Genomic DNA, 20,353 nt, shown 5'->3' on the forward strand with positions numbered 1-20,353 from the left:
AGTTAGACGGAGAATTTTAACTTATGGAACACTTTTATACGGAATAATTAGCGAGGCTGGGTCAAAATTTAACTTTTGGCGTAGCCCCGCCTTTTTTATAATATTGAATGATTGCATCAAGTCAGAGTAAAAAGGCATCTCCATTCCAGTATTCTTGAACTAATTTACCTTTGACTTTACATGTATATTTGGTCATAAAAAAGTACCCCATAATAATTAGACTTTTGAGGCACATCTCATTTTGTCTAACTATTATGAGGCACTTCACTTTTAACCCCATTCCTACGCCTGATTTAAATTAAAATAATTGATTTAGAGTATCCAAAAAGTCTTTAGAACTCAATCTTTTAAATGCTTCTTTATAAATTCTTCAACCGGTAATCTGAAATCCAAATAATATTCTTCTAGCTTTTGCCTTGACCAATTCCACCATGCAATTTGTTCTAAGTCTGTTTTTATCTCATCTGCGAAACGATCTTTAATTACTTTTGCCGATACCCCACCAACAATCGTATATGGTGCAACATCATGTGTCACTACAGCACCAGAACCTATTACTGCGCCATCCCCGACCGTTAACCCTGATTGAATAATCGCTCCATGCCCAATCCACACATCATTTCCAATTGTTGTCCTTATCTGTTGGCGTTTCTCCAAAAAATCAGTATCTTTTTGTTCAAATCCATATGAGGCACCGTTATATGAAAAAATATGTTGTGAAACACGATCATATGGATGATTAGTAGGTCCAATTCGAACTTGTGCGGCAATGCTAATAAATTTTTTTAAATCACTATTTTGCATGAAACAATATTGACCAGTATAATTATAATCACCAATCACGCAATTATCGATTAGATTGTTTTCTCCCAGTTCTACCCATTCTCCTAATGTAGTCCGTTTTAATTGTGTTCCTTTACCAATAACAGGTTTGTCTCTTGATAAATCTGGGAATTCAATATGCATAATTCTCAGGCCCTCTTCCTCAATAACTTCATACATTCTGTATAACACCAACAATTATAAAACAATGATTATCGATGTACAAAATAAAAGTAATTAATAAATTAAATTTCCTTTATCACACTTGAAACAACCTAGTTTCAGAGAAAAAAAGGCCTTTAAACTAGATAAGCCAATCATTTTGTAAAAGACGGTGATTATTTGTGATAGGTATCCATAACTTTGCCTCGCAAATACTTTGTAATGTTCTCCACAATATTGGATCACATCTTTCTTTTCTTGATAATTTAACTGTCAAAAGTTGTCCTGTCACTGAACGCGCAATAATAAAAGGAAAGATAACTCGCATTATTTGCGTAGTAATAACATCCGATAATTTATTCTTCTGATCATCTATAAGCATAATCATCCCTCCTTTAAAAAATTCCTTGCAAAATATATATTATTTCCCGAATTAAATAATATTTTTCTTTATTGCCACAGCGATTGCTTGTGCTCGGTTAGAAACATTTAACAGTGTATAAATCTCAGTCAGGTGAGCCTTTACAGTTCTCTCTGTAGTAAATAATTCTTTACCAATTTGTTTATTAGTTAATCCATTAGCTACCATGCCTAATACTTCAATCTGTCTATCCGACAGATTCAGCTGATTCTTAGATTTATTTTTATTAATTTCATCAATTATTTCAGTACTTAAAGCTACATAGTCATCACTATTCAAGACTTTTTCAATATTTTTCACTATATCATTTGGTGCCTCGTCTTTTAATAAATATCCACTGATTCCTAATGAAAGTAAGTTCACCACTGCATACCGATCAATTTCTGTAGATAGAATAATTATTTTTGAGACCGTTTTTACGGTTTTAATAAATTCTATTCCGTTCATACGTGGCATTAATACATCGACAAGAATTATATCGGGTACATCATCTTGTAATTTTTCAAGGATAGCTAGAGCCTCTATTCCATCTGAAGCACTAGCTATCACTTCTAAGTTCTCATTAGAATCTATAATACCGGATAGTCCTTTTCGAACAATCGGATGATCATCAATTACCATAACTTTATACATTAGATTTTCCTCCCAATGGGATTTCGATAAGGACAATAGTTCCAACTTCTGGCGTACTCCATATTTTAAGATCTCCACCGTGTGCTTTTGCTCTTTCTCTAATCCCTATCAAACCATAATGATCATGTCGTTGTTGGTACTTTTCAGGAAATGGTATACCATTATTTATAATTTTAACAATTAATTTTTCCTTTTTGATATAAACGTCAACTTGGGCCTTGTCAGTATCTGCATGACGTATTACATTAATTAATGCCTCATTAATCATTCTTAGCACATCAATCAGGAGATTACTAGGTAATTCAAGATCCTCGGTAATATTAATATCGGTAACTAAACCGTATCTTTTCTTCAAAAGTTGTGTTTTTTCAAGCACCTTAGCCTTTACCTGATTTATTCACAAAAATACACAAGATACCCATCAAACACATGCTTCACGCGTTTGATGGGCATTTTGCATTTTCACCTTTTAAGTGCACAAAAAGAGCCTCAGCTCTGGTATAGTTAAATTGCTAAACAAAACCACATGAGAGAAGAGGACTCTACATTGAAAACTTTACAGGAAATGGCATTCAATTTCAACAAGAATATTTTAGTATCGCATACGGGTGGTCAATTATCTTCCGATGGCGGGCTAACATTGTGTGTAGAACTGATGGCAAAGTTTCAGTTCACCAACTTGGCCGATAAACTATTGAGGTTCAATGACCAGCGACGATATTGTCAACACAGTAATTCTAGTATCTTAAGACAGTTAACTCTTCAGATTATTGCCGGTTATAGCACAGATTCTGCGGCAACTTTTTTAGAAAAAGAACCGCTTTTTAAATTATTATTGGATAAACCGTCTTTGGCTTCACAAGCAACAATATCACGTTTTTGGCAACGCTTTGATAAAGATAGTGTTAGCACATTACAGACTTTAAATGAGGCTTTGATCGACCGTGTTCGACTATTAACCAACCAGACAGCCACGATTATTGATATCGATTCGACTCACTCAGACACTTATGGCAAACAGGAAGCCACTAACTACAACGCACATTATGGTACTGAAGGATATCATCCATTACTGGCAACTGATCAAGATGGTAACTTATTGAAAGCTGTCTTGCGTCCTGGAAATGCCTACACCAGCAAAGATGTAAAAGCTTTTTTAACACCACTATTAAAGCATTATCAAACTCAGCTGCCCACGACTGACATTCTGGTTCGTGGTGATAGTGGCTTCGCCACGCCAGAAGTTTACGATGTCTGTGAAGCCGACGATGTGTTTTACATTATTCGACTCAAACGCAATCGGAAACTGCAGAATCTAGCTGAAAAGTTCGTCAAGATCAGTGATCAAACCCAGTGGCAAGAGAAAGAGACTCACTACTACTCTGAAATCTATCAATCAGCATCGTGGCCTAAGCCGCGGCAGATCTATGTTAAATCAACTCGAGCAGCCGGTGAACTGATCTTTTCACATGAATTTATCGTTACTAATCTGACTAATTTAACGGCTGAAACAGCCTTTGAACTGTATCACAAACGCGGCCAAATGGAAAATTACATCAAAGAAGCTAAAGCAGGTTTCTTTTTCGATAAGACTGATAGTTCAACGTTTAATGCCAACGCTGCCCGGATGATGGTTAGTGTACTGGCTTACAATATTGTCAACTTTTTAAAGCAGCTAGCACTGACAAAACATGATTCAGGTTTGTGCGTTAGCACATTGCGGATCCGTTTATTCAAATTTGCGGCACGTGTCGTGCATACTGGCCGACGCATTCAGTTGCGACTGAGCTCGTATCATGTTTACCATCGACTGTTCTACCAGGTTCTACAGCGTATCCAGGCTATTGAATAACCGGCAAAATTAAAAAAATCTGTACAACCAAGGGACAAGTGTATCCAAAAATTCAAAGCAATTCTGAGTTAGTTGAAAAATCTCACTAGCTAGAACTTATAAACATAGTATTTCAGCAAAAGATAAAGACATACCCGTCAGTTTTCGAAAAAATACGAAAACTGACGGGCTTTTAATGAACTATGAATAATTCAGGCTTTACAGTTAATTTAATATCTTTGTCTTTAATTTTACGATATTCTGCAATTGTTTTCCGTGAATCACCTATTGCCTCCTTTGTAAGTCTTTGAGTATCTCTAAGACTTTTGGCAGCACTATCAAAGTTCTTCTTCTGTATATGATTTTCAATTATAGCTAACTGCAAATTGATACCAACTAAATCTTGGACTAATGTATCATGCAAATCTCTGGCAAGTTTCTGCTTTACTTCACGTGTTGTTAGTCGTGCGACTTCTTTATAAGCATCATTTAATTCATTATTTAGCTGTTGTAATTCAATCTTTTTTTTATAATTAGCATTAATCATTGAATAGTAATATCTTGAAACAAAAACCAGTGCAACAATTGATTCAAGTATAAAAAATTCACTTTCTAAATCGCTAATAATAAGACCTAAAATCAATAATAAAATAATATATCCTAAAGAAAATGGATTAATCCATCTTTTACTATTGATGAACGTTATTTCTTCAATAACAACTACGGGTAAAAAACCGACTAAGAATGTAAGAGCAGAGGTTGGATTATAGACCATCAATCCTCCCATAATAAGTGATATCATAATTTGGATACTGAGAATTAAATTAACACTCTTAAATATTTTCAAAAGTTTACGAGCCGTAAAAAGAATTATCACGTGTAGAAAAATTAAAAAGCCTGCTATATAAGTTATTAATCCTAGCTGGGAATAAGAAAGATAGAGAGAAAAAACAAAAATAAAACACATCCATAATAATATCAACCACTTACCCTTAATAAAAAAAATATCTTTGATTTCAGTTTTAGTTGTTGAGACGGACATTTTTAATTTCTCCTTTCTAATGAAAAAAGAGGAAATTATTCTCCCCTTCATAAACCACTATTCGACATCAATATGGGGCAGTATTTTGTCTAACCATTTTGGCAAATACCAATTGCTATTTCTAAAAATAGCAATCATTGCTGGAACAAGAATCATTCGTACGATAAACGCATCAAACAAAATCCCCAAGGTTAGGACAATCCCAATCGATTTAACTGTCGAATCACCTGCAAAAACGAAGCCCATAAAGACTGCTGTCATAATCAAAGCCGCAGCAAAAACTGCCTTACCACTACTTTTCAAGCCTTCCAATACTGCCCTTTTATTATCCTTAGTTTGATTGTAAACTTCTCGAATTCGACTGACAAGAAAGACCTCATAGTCCATTGCGAGTCCAAATAAAATCCCTATAACCAAAACTGGGGCAAAGTTTAGGATGGCACTTTTACCAGTCAGTCCTACCAAATTTTGCATATGACCATCTTGAACAATAAAAACTGGTGTTCCTAATGTGGCCATCAAGGATAACACAAAGCCTCCCACCGCGACAGTTGGTATCAATAATGATCTGAAAACAATCATCAACAAAATAAACGAAAATACGACAATGATTGCAGCAAACTTAGGTAAGGCCTTCATTAAAGCATCTGACATATCAATATTGATAGCCGTTGAACCTGTGACCAGTAACTTAGGTATACCCAATTTTTCAGATTGCGATCTGATCTTATTAACCAATTTTTTGGTTGCAAGACTATTGCCATCAGTTTTGGGTGTTACTGTCAGCATAAAATAATTACCAGATTTACCATTACCTTGCATAGGTGGTGTAGTTGATGAAACATTTTTATCTTCTTTTATCTTCTTATACGCAGAACCCGCTTCAGCTTGATCTTTCGTGTGAACCAAAACAACCAGAGTAGCACTATTGCCAGCACCATAACCTTTTTTCATGAGATCATATGCACGTCGTTCTGTGAATTTGGTACTCTTATTACCGTCAGTTGGAAGGCCTAAATTAATATGGCTAAAAGGAATAGCCGTTATTATTAGCAATCCAATCGAAGTAATTGCTAATAATAATTTGTATTTATTAACAAATTTACCCCAACCATAATTTTTATTTGCTTTGGAAAATATTTTAAGGAATTTATTTTTCTTCTCACCAGTGGCAAATTTTCCTAATAAAACAATCATTGCGGGAACAAATGTCAATGAGGTAAATAGAGCAAATAAAACAGATATTGCTCCTGCAACTCCCATAACCGTTAAGAAACTTATTTCTAGGACACTCATAGCAAGCAAGGCTACGATGACTGTTATTCCTGCAAAAACAACTGACTTACCAGCCGTTGTCATCGCTTTTGCTAGCGCATTCTTCCTAGCTAAGCCTTTTTTTATTTCTTGTTGGTATCTAGAAATAATGAATAACGCATAGTCAATACCGACAGCCAATCCAATCATACCGCTTAATGACAAATCCGCAGAAACAAACGTGATATGATGTGACAAAATCATAATTCCCATAACACTTATAGCCAGACCAATCATAGCGGAAAGAATTGGTAATCCGGCCATTGCAAATGAGGCAAAAGTTATTGCTAAAATAATAACTGCTGCAATCAAACCATAAATTTCTGACTTCTCACCAGTATCCATCTGATTGATCGTTAAATCACCCGTTAATTCTGTTTGAATGCCCACATTTTTTGTCTTTTTAACTGCATTAAGTACACGATTTACAGATGTTTCTTTAAGATTATCTTTCTTTTGTTTGTATACAATTGTGGCATAACCAATTGTATCTTTTTTTACAATATTTCCCTGCTGTGCAGGAGTCATCACAGCCTTAATATTCTTATCTTTCATCGCTTCTTGAACAAATTGATTAATTGCTTGAACTTTGTCTGCATCAGTCAATTTACCACTTTTTGCCCTGAAAACAACCTTCTCTGTAGCATTTTCAGATGATACAGAACCAAAATCTTTTTTTACAATATTCAAAGCAGTTTGTGATTCTGTTCCTTTCATTTCCAAACTTGCATCACTAAAATTTGAACCTTGATAGATTGCTGTGCCCCAAATAATACCGGCCACTGCTAAGACTAACAAAATTGTTAATATAGCATGTTTATAAATAAAATCGCTTAAAGAACTTAAACATTTTCCCAATAGTTACTCCTTCAATCAAAATAGTAACTACATATTCTCATAAAGGAATATTATTCGTAATGTACTAAAGGGACGACTTATAAACAAATCGCTTAAATAAAAATATTATAAAATTTAGTCTTAATTCTAAAAAACTTTTATTTGTACTGTCCTCTCAAAATGAAGTAATAAAAAACTATATCAATTTAATACAAAAAAGCCTCACTTTTCTTTAAAAAAGCTGAGGCTCTTATTTGTCACACATCAAGTTATTACTCAATTCAAAGTAAAAAGTGAACAAATTACTACCTGTATGCACAATAAGTACAAATGAACATTAATTTGCTCGCTTTATTAAAGCTAGATAGAAGTAATATCTTTCTTCAATGCATTTAAAATATTGGAAAAATCCGTTGGAGACAAATATCTTTCTTCTAAAACACTTTTGATGTCATCAATTCTTATACAAATTAACTTTTTCTCCGCAGTTGTCATTTCAATTTCCCCCCTTAAATTATTAATTTTATACAAATCTGTCTTTAGCAACTTAAAATATTATTTTTAGGTTACCCTAATTTATTATTTTAATATATAGAACTAAAATGTGCAATAATTATTTTACTCGCTACCCCATGAAATTAAGCAAAACAAAATAATATTATTTAAACTTTTCTGTACACAAAAACAGCCTCAATTCTTATCAAAAAAATTGAGGCCGCTTTACTTTTTTTACAGTCTGCCTTTATGAGTAATTAAAAAATAATTAAAACAAATACCTTAGAATTTCCGAATATAATTTCCATTCAGTACCTCGGTAGTTTGAACATTGATAAAGGCATCGCTATCAACGTGCAATATTGCACGTTTCAAAAATGAAATATCACTTTTCTGAATGATCATGACTAACATATCGGTTCTCTGATTTGTATAAATTCCCTTTCCAGAAAATAACGTGGCTCCATGAGTATAATCATGTAAACTTTCTATCAGAGAAGCAGATTTTTTTGTCAGCACAACTAGGGTAACGTCATTTTGCTGAATATATATTTTATCCATAATAAAACTCGTAATAACCATGCCAATTAAACTATACGTTGCGCCCGAAACACCAAAGAAAATTGCTGTAAATACGAGTACTACAGTGTTAATCATAGTATTCACAAAGCCTATATTTCGGTGGAATTTTTGCTGGACATAACTCACAATAACATCGGTCCCTCCTGTGGAGAATCCACTTCGAAAACAGAATCCAATCCCAATGATCACACTACCCACTATGGTATTAGTCAATCTTTCAGTGATCACATTAGTCTCTGGGATAATATTCAAAAAAATAACATTTGAAATTACCGCTATTAATGAAAATAATGTATAGCTCCAGCCAAAAATAAACCAAGAAAAAACTACTAATGGAATATTCAACAAAATAATTAGTGTTGCAATGCTCAAATTGATATGATTCATTACCAAAACTCCATTTATCAGCTGAGCAATTCCTGGAATTCCAATGGAATATGAGTGCGCTGAACTTAAAAATAGATTAATACCAATGGCTGATAACAAACCATATAAACTCGCCATCACAAATTTAAACAACCAATTTAAATATGAATTATCAATAAGTGTCCATTTTTCTCATAATAAACCAACTTTATTTTAGAATCAGCTCTGATAAATCTGTAGGTGCCTGTGTCATCATTTGATAACCATTTTTTGTAATCACAGCGGTATCTGAATGCCGATACCCACCCTGATTCTGAAAATAGATGGCTGGTTCAACAGAAACAACCATATTTTCCTGCAAGACCGTATCATTACCTAATGAAAGTGTTGGCCATTCATGATTGTTTAATCCAATGCCATGACCTGGTCGATGTAAAATATTCCCCATCAATCCTTGTTCTGAGAAATATTCATCGACGGCTTTTTCAATATCACTTGCTTTATTTCCCGGTTTAAGATTACTGAGAAAGATATTTCTTGCAGTATCATTTGTGTGAAATGCATTTGCTGTTCCTCTGTAGGTTCCTCTGTAAAAAATGTCCGTTCACATTCTGATGCATATCCTTGTAATACAAAAAGTGCGATATCAATATTAGGTCCAGCTCCAATTGTTGCATTAAGATCTGGAATACTGTGTGGCATGAAACTATACTCTGCTGGCCAAACAGCATTGATGGTTCGATTTTCCAAGCTGAATTGTTTCGTCATTTCCTCGGCACCGACTTGCATGGCAATTTTATAAGTATCTACGACTTTAGTCCCTGTCTTCGCTATTTTTAATGTCTGCTTTACCACTTTGCTGCAAATATCGGCTACATATTGCAATTTGTCTAATTCGTACTGCTCCTATCCTAGTATTTGGTACATAAATTTCTGAACAGTTATGCCATAATTAATAAAACAAGATAGGAGCATTCCAATGAAACGATATCAAGATGATTTTAAAGCCAGCATTGTGAAGATGCATCGTGAAGAGAAAAGATCTATTCGCTCGCTTTCCGAGGAATACGGTGTTTCTCCAGCCGCAATTCATAACTGGGTTAAAGGCGCTAAATCAGTTGAGCTAGAAGACGGTACTGAAGTAACGTCCAAAGAATTCAAACAACTTCAAAAGGAAAATCAGCGATTAAAGGAGGAACTTGAAATTTTAAAAGCTGCGGCGGTGTTACTGGGAAAGCATTAGGACGAATTAATTGCCTTGTCTTCATAGAAGATCAGTTATTGCGACACCGCTTATCAATTATTCTTTCGGCACTGAAATTACCGCGTAGCACCTATTACCATTGGAAAAGATATCAACCTAGGGGCTGTGCCATAAGTCCTTCAAAATAGAAGAGATTAGTGAAAATCGTTCCTTGATTTTCACTAATCTCTTCTTTGGGTTTATAAAACAGTTAAAATTGGTGTTCTTCGCTACCAATTTTCTAATATTCATTGCCATCAAGGCAATTCCAGCTTCTCTTTTTACCTTCTCAAGACCTCTAACAGAAAATCTTTTAAAACCCAAACAAGCCTTCAATCCACCAAAAACTGATTCGACATCTATTTTACGTCGTCCGTAAATTGAACCAGTTTGGTGATTTGAAAGTAACTTGCGTTCCTTAGCTTTGAAATATTCCCACGCGCCATTAATACTTATTTTACGAGGTTTTCCGCTTTTAGTGAACGCTCGGTGGTCAATTTGAAAATCATTATCATATTTGTTTGCCTTATACTCTTTAAATTCACGTACAAACCCGTACTTGTCTTTGCGCTTACGGTAAGTATAAAAACTAAATCTAACTCCTTGCGGATCAATAAAATAATCATCTTTAGGGTGATATGTCCAATTCATGACCTTACGGTCATCGCTTTGCCATTTGCGACTATTTTCTTTCAACATTGCCCCATACGGAATCAACGCTGTATGTTCGGGTAATTCATCTTCAAAGTATCGATAATTTGATTCTGAACCGTATCCTGCATCGGCCACAATATACTTACCTAAAGTTCCAGCTGCTTGTTGCTGCTGTAAAAAGGGAATTAATGTTTTGGTATCTCCTGGATTTTGAAAAATGCCAAAGGCAGTTACAAATTGTTTACTCGTGGCGATTTGTAGATTATAAGCCGGTTTTAGCTGTCCGTTGAGCATTGAATCTTCTTTAACACGCATAAAAGTCGCATCATGGTCTGTTTTCGAATAACTATTTCGTTTACCATAAATTCCAGTTTGTATTTTATATTCCAATAACTTAGTTTGGCGTAACTTAAGTTTTCGTTTTAACGATTTCAGTTTTCGACGTCTGGACTTGTCTGGGTTTGGAGAGGTGTGCTCCTTTTCAATCTTTTTATTCAGATCTTTCAAGTTATTCTCTAACCGCAAGATAATTTCATCAAGCATTTCTAAAGTAAGATCTGTCTCTACTGGGAGCTGGCATTTAAACTTAGCTTCATTTAATTCTTTCAGAAGGGATATAATCGCAGAGCGATTAAGCTTGTCAAAACGAACAGTATTCTTACGCCAAACAAAACTATACTTATTGGCATCAGCCAAAATTTTAGTTCCATCAATAAAAGTAACCTCATCAATAAAGTTATTTTGCTTTAGATATTTGGTTAGTTTTTGAATGCATTGATTGATCAAGTTCTCAACTTCATCTGAAATTCTAAAACGACAAATTGTTCGGTAGGCTGGAACTTGTTCTTGCGTCAGCCAGCGGGCTGCCAAGTTCTCTTCTGCCAAGGTATTAATACGACGACTACTGAAGATACCTTTTGTGTACGCAAACAAAATTAATTTTAAAAGTACACGCAGATCATACTTACGCGGACGTCCAAAGATGTAGGGATCTTTAATTTTAAGGTCTTCAACTATTTGATTAATCATCCGTGCAGGATGATTTTCTTTTGGTTCCCAGTCAGTTTTGATACTAAGTACAGTCTGATTTATGTTATAATTATTATACATATTGGATATCCTTTCTATGTAAGGGTATTGTTTTTGAAGGTGCTGGCTGCAACCAGTGCTTTTTTATTTTTAATTATACCAAAAGAGCTACACTAGAAAAATTATTATTTTTTCTAATGTAGCTCTTTTACTTAGGACTTATGGCACAGCCCCATTGGAAAAGATATCAACCTAGTCAACACGAACGTGTTGATAATCAGCTCAAAGAAAAAATTAAATTGATTTGGGAAAATAATTATCGTGCCTATGGTTATCCACGAATAACGATGGTGCTTCGCAAGTCAGGCATCCGTGTTGGGTCAAAACGAATTTTACGATTAATGAGGGAAATGGAGATTCACTCTTTAATGAATCGGCGATTTAAAAAACCTGGCACTCATGTGGATCATTCACAACGCCCCAATTTAATCAAGCACCAGCCCAATGCAAGGATATGGCGTGCTGACATTACTTATTTGGAATTACGTCCAGGAACCTGGGTTTATCTCAGTTCTATTTACGAACCAAAGGTTCATCAAGTTCTTGCTTTCAAGATTGGTCGTCAGATGGAGGCGCCGTTAGTTGTAGAAACGATTAATCAGGCGCTTGAATGTCATCAAAAGCCACAATATTTTCACTCTGACATGGGTTCACAGTACACCAGCAACGAAGTTGAAACTTTACTTGAACGGCATCAGATTAGCCACTCATACTCAAAACAAGGTTATCCTTATGATAATGGGCCAATTGAAGCTTTTCACTCATTGTTGAAGAGAGAGTTTGCCTTTCAAACAACTTTTTCCAATTTTGAGGACTTGGTAATCCGAACCTCAAATTACATCAGTTGGTTTAATTCCGACAGAATTAGAACGAGTGTTTAGAAAAAGATGTGCCATTTATTGACATAGGAGCAGTTTTACTGATAGGAAAATGTTGAGAGTACAAAAACTCATGTGCACTCTATGCACACTAAAATTGTGTTTTACTGATAGGAAAATGTTGAGAGTACAAAAACCTAACCTTTAGTTTCTGATTAGGATATAACAGTTTTACTGATAGGAAAATGTTGAGAGTACAAAAACGCCTGCGCAACTAGTTGACTAGCATCAAAAGTTTTACTGATAGGAAAATGTTGAGAGTACAAAAACTATAGCATACTCAATATAATAAGTATACATGTTTTACTGATAGGAAAATGTTGAGAGTACAAAAACTATTATGTGTATTCTTATGTTAATGAAAAAGTTTTACTGATAGGAAAATGTTGAGAGTACAAAAACATACCGGTGCGAAAAAATCAGTTTCTCTTTGTTTTACTGATAGGAAAATGTTGAGAGTACAAAAACAACCTAACCTGCGTATCCGTTTTGGATACAGTTTTACTGATAGGAAAATGTTGAGAGTACAAAAACAACCACAGGTTTATGGAGATTTAGTGTTGTGTTTTACTGATAGGAAAATGTTGAGAGTACAAAAACATATTCACCGCATAACCATCACTAGTTGCTGTTTTACTGATAGGAAAATGTTGAGAGTACAAAAACATTGAGTTAATAACATTTTGAATACCAGTGAGTTTTACTGATAGGAAAATGTTGAGAGTACAAAAACATGTGACTGTTGCATTATCGGCTGGGTTAGGTTTTACTGATAGGAAAATGTTGAGAGTACAAAAACAGGGTATCGAACTCGTATTTGATGAGAAACGTTTTACTGATAGGAAAATGTTGAGAGTACAAAAACCAAGGAGCTGATTGCTAGTGATACTAACGCGTTTTACTGATAGGAAAATGTTGAGAGTACAAAAACATATTTATCACCTCACTTTCTAGTGAGAATGTTTTACTGATAGGAAAATGTTGAGAGTACAAAAACGATTCTGTATCTGAGTCTGAGTCTGAGTCTGTTTTACTGATAGGAAAATGTTGAGAGTACAAAAACAAAGTACAGGATATATTGAATTAAAAGGTAAGTTTTACTGATAGGAAAATGTTGAGAGTACAAAAACGATTATGATAAGTGGGGATACCAATCTTTTGTTTTACTGATAGGAAAATGTTGAGAGTACAAAAACCAAAGCAGAACGAGCTATATAAAGATTTTGGTTTTACTGATAGGAAAATGTTGAGAGTACAAAAACTGAGCATGGAGATTTAAGCTTTTTAACTATGTTTTACTGATAGGAAAATGTTGAGAGTACAAAAACGACAGTCGGTGGTGTAATAATCATAGCGCCGTTTTACTGATAGGAAAATGTTGAGAGTACAAAAACAACAGATGTGAATGTTAATCAGCTGACTTTGTTTTACTGATAGGAAAATGTTGAGAGTACAAAAACATGGCATTAGTCATGTAAAGGATGAAATTAGTTTTACTGATAGGAAAATGTTGAGAGTACAAAAACCCAGTCAACAGAGCAGGAATGTTTGCCACAAGTTTTACTGATAGGAAAATGTTGAGAGTACAAAAACAATGCTCACACATGGAAATCTTTACCTGAAGTTTTACTGATAGGAAAATGTTGAGAGTACAAAAACGTATGCAGTAGTTCTATATCGGGATAAGTTGTTTTACTGATAGGAAAATGTTGAGAGTACAAAAACGAAAAAACAAACAACAATAGTAAAGAGATTGTTTTACTGATAGGAAAATGTTGAGAGTACAAAAACCTCAAATTAAAAATTATTATTTTTTTGGCCGGTAAAATTACGTCTTCTATTCCTAAAAATTCGTCAATCTTCAAGAATCAAGAAAGGCACGTTCTGTATTTGTAAGCTCTTTGAGGTTGTAAGTAAAATTAGGTACCTTGAATCCTAAAATTTCATCTAACACTTTTAACAATACAATATCTGGATAAGATTTTCCAGTAAGAATATTATTATCACCAATGTCTGCGACTATTTCATAAAAATTTTGACAAAGCTGATCATCAGTTATATTCAAATCTCCTGGATAATGATTTTCAATACTATTTCTAAAGCTATCAAAATCAGGCATCTGGCACAATTCATCTGCCAAAATAATCGTATTTGGAATATCGTTTGGCCGATAATTTATCCCCAATGGTATCTGACTAATTACAAAGATATGAACTAGCCCTGTTTTTTCTGCCAACTGGACTAGTCCATCTATCAACACCTGAATCTTTTCAGCTGTTAAGAAACTTGCTAAATTAACTAATGAAATCCAAGTTTCCTTAGGCCTGTTTTCTAAACTTTTCTCTAATAAACCTAAATACTCATCTACAAACTCATTGGCATCCATCATTTCTAACGGAAAGTCATGACTTCCAGAGGTATAAGATAAAAATATGTTATTCTTCAATAACTCTGTATACGTTAAACTAGATAGATTTGAAGAGATGTTATTCGATACTTTTTTGAGATGTTGATTAAATATGGACTCAATTTTCAATAAATGGTTCTCAATTTTCTGAAGTTCAATATTTATATCAATACTTTCAGCTAGAGTCGCCAAATACTCTGCCATTAAGCTGTTTTTCTCAAAGCTTACTTCTTCAAAAAGTGAAAAACTGTCCTGTAAAAAATGAATATTAATAGAACCTGCCTTCAGAGGTTGATCATTTCGATAAATTTCAATTCCATTTTCACCATAGACCAATTCTTCCAAATTTGTCAGGGATTTCTTATTTGCAAACCGTTTCAGACTTCTAACAAATTCCCGAGATATCTTCTGATTTTGACCATAAAAAAACAATATATTTGACTCATCAAATTCTATAAATTTATTATCTTCAATTTCTATTTTCATATGATTACCATTTTATTATTACCAACAGCTACTTCCTGGGGGGCTTTTTCTCCTGTCAAAAAGCAGCGATCATTAAATTGTTTCTCAGAAACATACATTAATTCGACTAGTCCATTATATGGAGTTACCTTCTTTAATTGATCTTCATATTTTTTAAGTTGACTTCTATTAGGTAAAGTGCGTACATAAACCGATTCTTGAATCATCACAAATCCGAGTTCAATTAACCGCTTACGAAACACTCGATAACGCCTCAACTCTGTCTTTGATACCATTGGCAAATCAAAAAAACAAATTAATCGCAATCTATTGTACACCTCTCATTTCCTCCAATGTTATTACTAATAACTCTTTCTTCTTTCCTTGCATCATCTTAATAAATGAATTAATATATTCCAACATAACTAAATCGATCGTTGTTTTTCGCCCCTTATGAATATACGGTTGATTCAAAAAATTAATTAGCTCACATCGTATTTCCCAACTAAGATATTTGGGATAGCTAGGTAAGATTTTGTCTAAAATATACCAATCCATTAAAGGACGAAATGGCTCCATCAGATCATCTACTAAATTAAAAGAATTAAACTCATTGCGATGAAAAACACCCAAAGTTGGGATCAATCCTAAACTTGTCACTAGTCTTGCCATATAAGCTCTAATTATTGTATAGCCATAATTCATTGCTCCATTTTCCAAGCATTCTCTTTCACGTGTAAAATCTTTACCGTATAAGCTATTAAAATAAACCTTAGCCGCATGCCCCTCACGGTTAGTTATATCTGCAAACTGAATATTCTCAATTAACTCCTGCATCTTATCAACTCTGCCTGTATCAACCTTATATGCATTTAGAACAGCTTTTTGATTAATCAGTTTTTGTTGAATTATTTTTGTCCATACTTCTTTTCGTAGTTCACTACTCCATGCTACTTGTTCTAAATTTCTTTTTGCAGTCCTATGATATTGTCCAAAACCCATGTAGATTCCGCAAGGAACATACTTATTATCACAAACAATTACAGCTATATTATACTGCGCAAGCTTTGACAATAGCCTAGTTGTTAAGGTCAAAATTTTTCCCTCTAATGTAATGGTAGCAATATCAGAGAGTGGCACAATGTATTTCTGTCCAGCTTTTTCAATCTGTAAATTATCTAATTTTAGACGAAGATAATCTCCATCCTTTACCATTATATTTCTCCAAGTCATTTTAACTCCTTTCTTGTTCTTATAATTTAAGTAAAAAAAAACTGCCAAAAAGGCAGTAATTTCGGCATAAAGCCTTATCTTTGTAGATTCTCAATCATTTTCCTATCAACAAAACAATTGAATATGCACTCCGTCGAGTACAGTAGCCCGTCGACTACTAGTTCATTTTAACATAATAAATAAATTTTTACAATCGTTAAAAAATATTTTTTTCTACAAACTTAACTTTGGCTCATCTGATTCTCTTGTAACATAATATGGTTTCCCAAGAATATCTGTATTTACTTTATAAAGTTTATACCCTCCCTTGCTCATTTTCTTAATGAGTCGTCCGTTTGAAACAAGTCCGTAAAAACCAACTTCTTCTTTACTATCAAATTTAGCTTTATAAATTGGTTTCAGTTCAACATAGCCCTCGTTACTTGTTGTTCTAGAAGCAAATAATAATTCGATTGAGTCACCCTTTTCATCAATGACCCTTACTCGATCATTTCGATACAAGCTAAATCTAAATTCACTATTTTTACTAATAGGCTTCCATGCTGTTACACCATCTTCGCTTACACCATGTTTTAATTTCTCATATGCATCTCTAGTTATCCCGTAAACACCATTTGTGAATTTTAAATCCGAATATTTTAACCCAAGTAACTCATATTGTTGAGTTATTGAATTAAAATAGACATCTGTTCTCCATGGCTTCAAGCTCTGTAAAATAACCTTATTTCTCGCATCTTTGGGTGTAATATCAATGTGACTCCCCACCTTTGAATCATAATACTTTATACTTACCACCTTGGGCCCATCATTATGTTTAGAATACTTAGTGATAAAACCATTCTCACGATAGTAAAGTTTAAATGGAGAAACTGCAACTCTTTTAACTTTTCCATCCACTTGAGTAACTTCTTCTGAATCAGGATAAGAATTAAATATATCAATCAATTTTTCCCATGTTTTCGGATCATTTTTCTGCATTAAAAACTTCACATCATCATTTTTACTTATTTTATCGTACAATTTTTTAAAATTCATAAAGCCATCAATATCATAGATATTTTTAATTGTACCTAACGTATATCTTTCTTGTATTTTTTCCTTTTTTCCACGCTTAGTTACTTCTTTTTCTTTAATACGTGTTCCATAAATTGTCTGATTTGCAACTGCACGATTAGCTTTCTTATCAACATGATGACTGAACTTTACAGGATTTTCCAAATTGGTGATATCATTTGCTAATTCCACCTGTTTAAAAAGCGGAAAATTATAAATCTCATTAACCATATTCTCGAACTTTTTATTTTTAATAACAGATATTTTTTCTACTATCTCTGCTTCCTGTGCCAATTTTATTGCTTTTTTATCTTGTAGTATTTCCCCAGTTTCTCCGTCAACATCAATTAACTTTATAGCCTTATCAAATGCCTTTAATAATGGGAAACATGCAATAATGCAAGCATCGATTGCATGATGATGGTATGTATCACGCGTTTTAGATAGTCCACCTACTCCATTCCACTTCTTGCGCATCTGTGATGTCCATTTTCCACGAACCACTTTAACCTTTGTACTCAAGTTATTAGATCGAAAAAAAGAGTAAAATTCATTGAGTACAATACGTGAGGCATAACGCGTATCATTAAGATTACGTTGAATAAAGCCCCGCTGTGTAGCAATGTCATTAAGATCTGTCTCATTCAACAAATTATCAATCTTATTTTTTGCATAATTTTTATTTGACTTCACTCTAGCAATATAGTCAGCTTTACTTTGACCAAACCCACCACCATTATTTAACCAACCAAGTGGTGTTTGTTTTTCTTTTGCTTGATTACACTGACTATGTACCAGGACTTTATTATTTTGAGAGTCATCAAAACTAACTGAGATTGGTACAATATGATCAACTTCAAAACTATCATTATTATTGATTAATTGAACAGCCTCAATTTTCTTACCGCAATAAGGGCAAATCGTATCCTGTTGATACCAATACCGTACTTTTTGCGATAGTCCTCTAATTTTACGATACTGTGCAATTAATGCACTATCTGATATTGTCATATGTTGCTTAACTAATGCATCAGCCGTCTCTTTTTCTACTTCATTTTGTTTCTGTCTTTTGACAATGCCCTTTTTGATGTCTACTTCGTTATCTTCACGTGGTAATTCAATAATAACATCCTTAATATTGTCACGTCCTACTTTCTTGGTAATTGCATTAAAAACATTAACAGCTTCACGAGTAGCTCTAGCAACTACCGGATTGTATATTTCTTCTGTAATTCTCCGTGCAGGAATATTCTTCAGGCCTTCATATTTTTTATTGTTAGGTTTTACAAGACCTAAGCGTGTCAAAATAGTCATTTGTTCTTCAGGTGTATTTAATAATTCCGGTATAAGTAAATTAAGTGTTTTATAGGAGAAACTATGCCATGTTGCTCGACCATCTACTAAAAACTCCTTATTTTTATTAATAACAATCTCTTTCATTTCATTGGAGATATCCATATTACTTTTGTCTAATTGTTTGCGAATTTCAGCTTTTTCTGTATTAAGTGTCAGGATATCAGCAATTTTGTTAACTAAATTAATATTCAAATCATTTGCTTCTATATTAACATCAGCAAGTTCTTTACGAAATTTTCGATAACCAGAAAGAGTATGCATAATTTTCTTTTCAGACTTATCAATTCGAAAACCTTTAATATCATCCTTTTTACAACCTATAATTTTGCAAATTTGAGCTATTCCAAACAAACCATTCGTAGTTTTAGCTGCTTCAAGAATTTCTTTTTTGGTTTGAATTGTTAACCTTCCATCTTCAGTATTCGGTACTGTTAAATTATTCAGGTCGTTTAACATATTATATATCTGCGCTGTCAAACTTGATGCTGACGCCCTTTTCTCTCCATTTATCTTATCTATTCCTATGAGCTCATCAAAAAGATTGTCTAGTGTTCGGCCATCCTTTTTATAAATTCCATAATCTGTACGGGACTTTTCATTTCCAGGTCCAACAAAGTAATCACGCTTACGAGTAATAAACAGCATGAACTTTGCAATAAAGTCATCCGTAATTTCTGGATAAAATTCTCTTTGCTTCGTTAAAATTTGTGTAGCTTCTTTGACATATGCCGCTGAAGGAAAAACATTGAGCAATGTTACATTTTCATTTTCTTCTACCTGTCCTCGGACTTTACCAAACTCATTTAGCCTTTCTAGTTGTATTTGGCCAACTGTTTTTTCATTTAACAATTGTCGATTAATATTAATTGAGGTCTTATAATCGGTCACTCCACTTGTTCCATCATCTTCCAAATCGCCTAAATCATAAGAGATCCCTCGATGTTTGACAATATGGTAAAGTGCAATAACAAGTTCTTGCTTTGTTAATATTTCAGATAACCCTTTAACACGTAATTCATAGGGACTTTCTGTATTATTTACTGAAAATTTATAATGTACATGTCCATTTTTATCTACAACTTTAGTATCTATAAACTTTTTTTCTCCAAAAAAATTTATTACATCTGTTAATCTATTTTTTCGCCTTCTAATCAACCGTCTTGTTCCCCTAAAACCACGTCGCTCTTGATTAGCCGCTGCATTTCCTGATGAAAATATACGACTACCTAAATCAATAATTTTCTTTTTGTCAGCATCAACAATTGACCACCCAACAGATGCAATACCTATATCCAATCCTACATTATACTTTGACATAGCTTACCCCTCCACGACATTTTTAATATATTTTATCATATTTTATTGATATAACGATCATTAATTTAAACAATTAAAAGTGAATTTTCTCAATTATTATTTTTTATTATTCTTAATAAACTTGTGCCAAATATTGACTTAAGAGCAGAGTTA

The 20,353-nt window shown here is 33.7% G+C and carries 13 protein-coding genes, 4 pseudogenes and 1 CRISPR repeat array; of the genes and pseudogenes, 3 read left to right on the forward strand and 14 right to left on the reverse strand.

Features of this window, described 5'->3' with window-relative positions:
- Positions 1 to 339: 339 nt before the first annotated feature.
- The 4 genes from G6O70_RS11640 to G6O70_RS11655 form a co-directional block, all read right to left on the reverse strand.
- Positions 340 to 966 (reverse strand): DapH/DapD/GlmU-related protein, encoded by a 627-nt coding sequence (locus tag G6O70_RS11640; RefSeq protein ID WP_057870219.1) that lies wholly within the window; start codon positions 964 to 966, stop codon positions 340 to 342.
- 160 nt (positions 967 to 1,126) lie between these two features.
- Entirely contained in the window at positions 1,127 to 1,366 is a 240-nt protein-coding gene (locus G6O70_RS11645; RefSeq protein WP_057870215.1) for a hypothetical protein, read from the reverse strand.
- Between the two features lie 51 nt (positions 1,367 to 1,417).
- A complete protein-coding gene (locus G6O70_RS11650; protein WP_057870214.1) occupies positions 1,418 to 2,038 on the reverse strand; it encodes a response regulator transcription factor in 621 nt (206 codons plus the stop codon).
- Positions 2,031 to 2,414 (reverse strand): sensor histidine kinase, encoded by a 384-nt coding sequence (locus tag G6O70_RS11655; protein WP_057870213.1) that lies wholly within the window; start codon positions 2,412 to 2,414, stop codon positions 2,031 to 2,033. The genes G6O70_RS11650 and G6O70_RS11655 overlap by 8 nt, the downstream gene beginning before the upstream one ends.
- Before the next feature lie 171 nt (positions 2,415 to 2,585).
- Here G6O70_RS11655 and G6O70_RS11660 point away from each other — a divergent pair, with 171 nt between their 5' ends.
- Positions 2,586 to 3,890: an IS1380 family transposase gene (locus G6O70_RS11660; protein WP_057870478.1), complete on the forward strand. Its 1,305-nt coding sequence runs from the start codon at positions 2,586 to 2,588 to the stop codon at positions 3,888 to 3,890.
- Positions 3,891 to 4,062: 172 nt separating this feature from the next.
- On the opposite strand, the gene G6O70_RS11665 is transcribed toward G6O70_RS11660, so the two are convergent.
- From G6O70_RS11665 to G6O70_RS12465, 5 genes and pseudogenes are all read right to left on the reverse strand, one after another.
- Positions 4,063 to 4,911 (reverse strand): histidine kinase, encoded by an 849-nt coding sequence (locus G6O70_RS11665; RefSeq protein WP_258236141.1) that lies wholly within the window; start codon positions 4,909 to 4,911, stop codon positions 4,063 to 4,065.
- Between the two features lie 57 nt (positions 4,912 to 4,968).
- On the reverse strand, positions 4,969 to 7,083 hold the full coding sequence (locus G6O70_RS11670; RefSeq protein ID WP_057870427.1) for an MMPL family transporter: 2,115 nt from the start codon (positions 7,081 to 7,083) through the stop codon (positions 4,969 to 4,971).
- Positions 7,084 to 7,422: 339 nt separating this feature from the next.
- Positions 7,423 to 7,557 (reverse strand): hypothetical protein, encoded by a 135-nt coding sequence (locus G6O70_RS12300; RefSeq protein ID WP_258236142.1) that lies wholly within the window; start codon positions 7,555 to 7,557, stop codon positions 7,423 to 7,425.
- A 282-nt stretch (positions 7,558 to 7,839) separates the two neighbouring features.
- Positions 7,840 to 8,643 carry a YitT family protein gene (locus G6O70_RS11675; protein WP_083481962.1) on the reverse strand — a complete coding sequence of 268 codons (804 nt, stop codon included), beginning with the start codon at positions 8,641 to 8,643 and terminating at the stop codon, positions 7,840 to 7,842.
- A 70-nt stretch (positions 8,644 to 8,713) separates the two neighbouring features.
- Positions 8,714 to 9,360: pseudogene (locus G6O70_RS12465) on the reverse strand (M24 family metallopeptidase).
- Between the two features lie 124 nt (positions 9,361 to 9,484).
- On the opposite strand from G6O70_RS12465, the pseudogene G6O70_RS11685 reads away from it, so the two are divergent.
- Positions 9,485 to 9,867, forward strand: a pseudogene (locus G6O70_RS11685) (transposase); the annotation flags it as partial.
- Positions 9,868 to 9,961: 94 nt separating this feature from the next.
- Here G6O70_RS11685 and G6O70_RS11690 read toward each other — a convergent pair.
- Positions 9,962 to 11,512 (reverse strand): annotated as a pseudogene (locus G6O70_RS11690) (IS1182 family transposase); the annotation flags it as partial.
- Between the two features lie 152 nt (positions 11,513 to 11,664).
- On the opposite strand from G6O70_RS11690, the pseudogene G6O70_RS11695 reads away from it, so the two are divergent.
- Positions 11,665 to 12,372 (forward strand): annotated as a pseudogene (locus tag G6O70_RS11695) (IS3-like element IS1163 family transposase); the annotation flags it as partial.
- A 32-nt stretch (positions 12,373 to 12,404) separates the two neighbouring features.
- Positions 12,405 to 14,160: a CRISPR direct-repeat array (repeat unit 36 nt; unit sequence GTTTTACTGATAGGAAAATGTTGAGAGTACAAAAAC).
- 70 nt (positions 14,161 to 14,230) lie between these two features.
- Here G6O70_RS11695 and csn2-St read toward each other — a convergent pair.
- The 4 genes from csn2-St to cas9 form a co-directional block, all read right to left on the reverse strand.
- Positions 14,231 to 15,262 carry a CRISPR-associated protein Csn2-St gene (gene csn2-St, locus G6O70_RS11700; protein ID WP_057869833.1) on the reverse strand — a complete coding sequence of 344 codons (1,032 nt, stop codon included), beginning with the start codon at positions 15,260 to 15,262 and terminating at the stop codon, positions 14,231 to 14,233.
- Positions 15,259 to 15,579: a CRISPR-associated endonuclease Cas2 gene (gene cas2, locus G6O70_RS11705; RefSeq protein WP_223389409.1), complete on the reverse strand. Its 321-nt coding sequence runs from the start codon at positions 15,577 to 15,579 to the stop codon at positions 15,259 to 15,261. Before cas2 ends, csn2-St begins: the two co-directional genes overlap by 4 nt.
- Positions 15,569 to 16,456 carry a type II CRISPR-associated endonuclease Cas1 gene (gene cas1, locus G6O70_RS11710; protein ID WP_233419159.1) on the reverse strand — a complete coding sequence of 296 codons (888 nt, stop codon included), beginning with the start codon at positions 16,454 to 16,456 and terminating at the stop codon, positions 15,569 to 15,571. The genes cas2 and cas1 overlap by 11 nt, the downstream gene beginning before the upstream one ends.
- Before the next feature lie 231 nt (positions 16,457 to 16,687).
- On the reverse strand, positions 16,688 to 20,200 hold the full coding sequence (gene cas9, locus G6O70_RS11715; protein WP_057869835.1) for a type II CRISPR RNA-guided endonuclease Cas9: 3,513 nt from the start codon (positions 20,198 to 20,200) through the stop codon (positions 16,688 to 16,690).
- Positions 20,201 to 20,353: the final 153 nt, after the last annotated feature.

Origin of the sequence: Liquorilactobacillus hordei DSM 19519 (assembly GCF_019443985.1) — a bacterium.
Classification (GTDB): Bacteria; Bacillota; Bacilli; order Lactobacillales; family Lactobacillaceae; genus Liquorilactobacillus; species Liquorilactobacillus hordei.

Coding starts and splice junctions, on each gene's coding strand:
- G6O70_RS11640 (WP_057870219.1), bottom strand. CDS start 966: ATGCATATTGAATTCCCAGATTTATCAAGAGACAAACCTGTTATTGGT.
- G6O70_RS11645 (WP_057870215.1), bottom strand. CDS start 1,366: ATGCTTATAGATGATCAGAAGAATAAATTATCGGATGTTATTACTACG.
- G6O70_RS11650 (WP_057870214.1), bottom strand. CDS start 2,038: ATGTATAAAGTTATGGTAATTGATGATCATCCGATTGTTCGAAAAGGA.
- G6O70_RS11665 (WP_258236141.1), bottom strand. CDS start 4,911: ATGTCCGTCTCAACAACTAAAACTGAAATCAAAGATATTTTTTTTATT.
- G6O70_RS12300 (WP_258236142.1), bottom strand. CDS start 7,557: ATGACAACTGCGGAGAAAAAGTTAATTTGTATAAGAATTGATGACATC.
- G6O70_RS11675 (WP_083481962.1), bottom strand. CDS start 8,643: ATGGCGAGTTTATATGGTTTGTTATCAGCCATTGGTATTAATCTATTT.
- csn2-St (WP_057869833.1), bottom strand. CDS start 15,262: ATGAAAATAGAAATTGAAGATAATAAATTTATAGAATTTGATGAGTCA.
- cas1 (WP_233419159.1), bottom strand. CDS start 16,456: ATGGTAAAGGATGGAGATTATCTTCGTCTAAAATTAGATAATTTACAG.
- cas9 (WP_057869835.1), bottom strand. CDS start 20,200: ATGTCAAAGTATAATGTAGGATTGGATATAGGTATTGCATCTGTTGGG.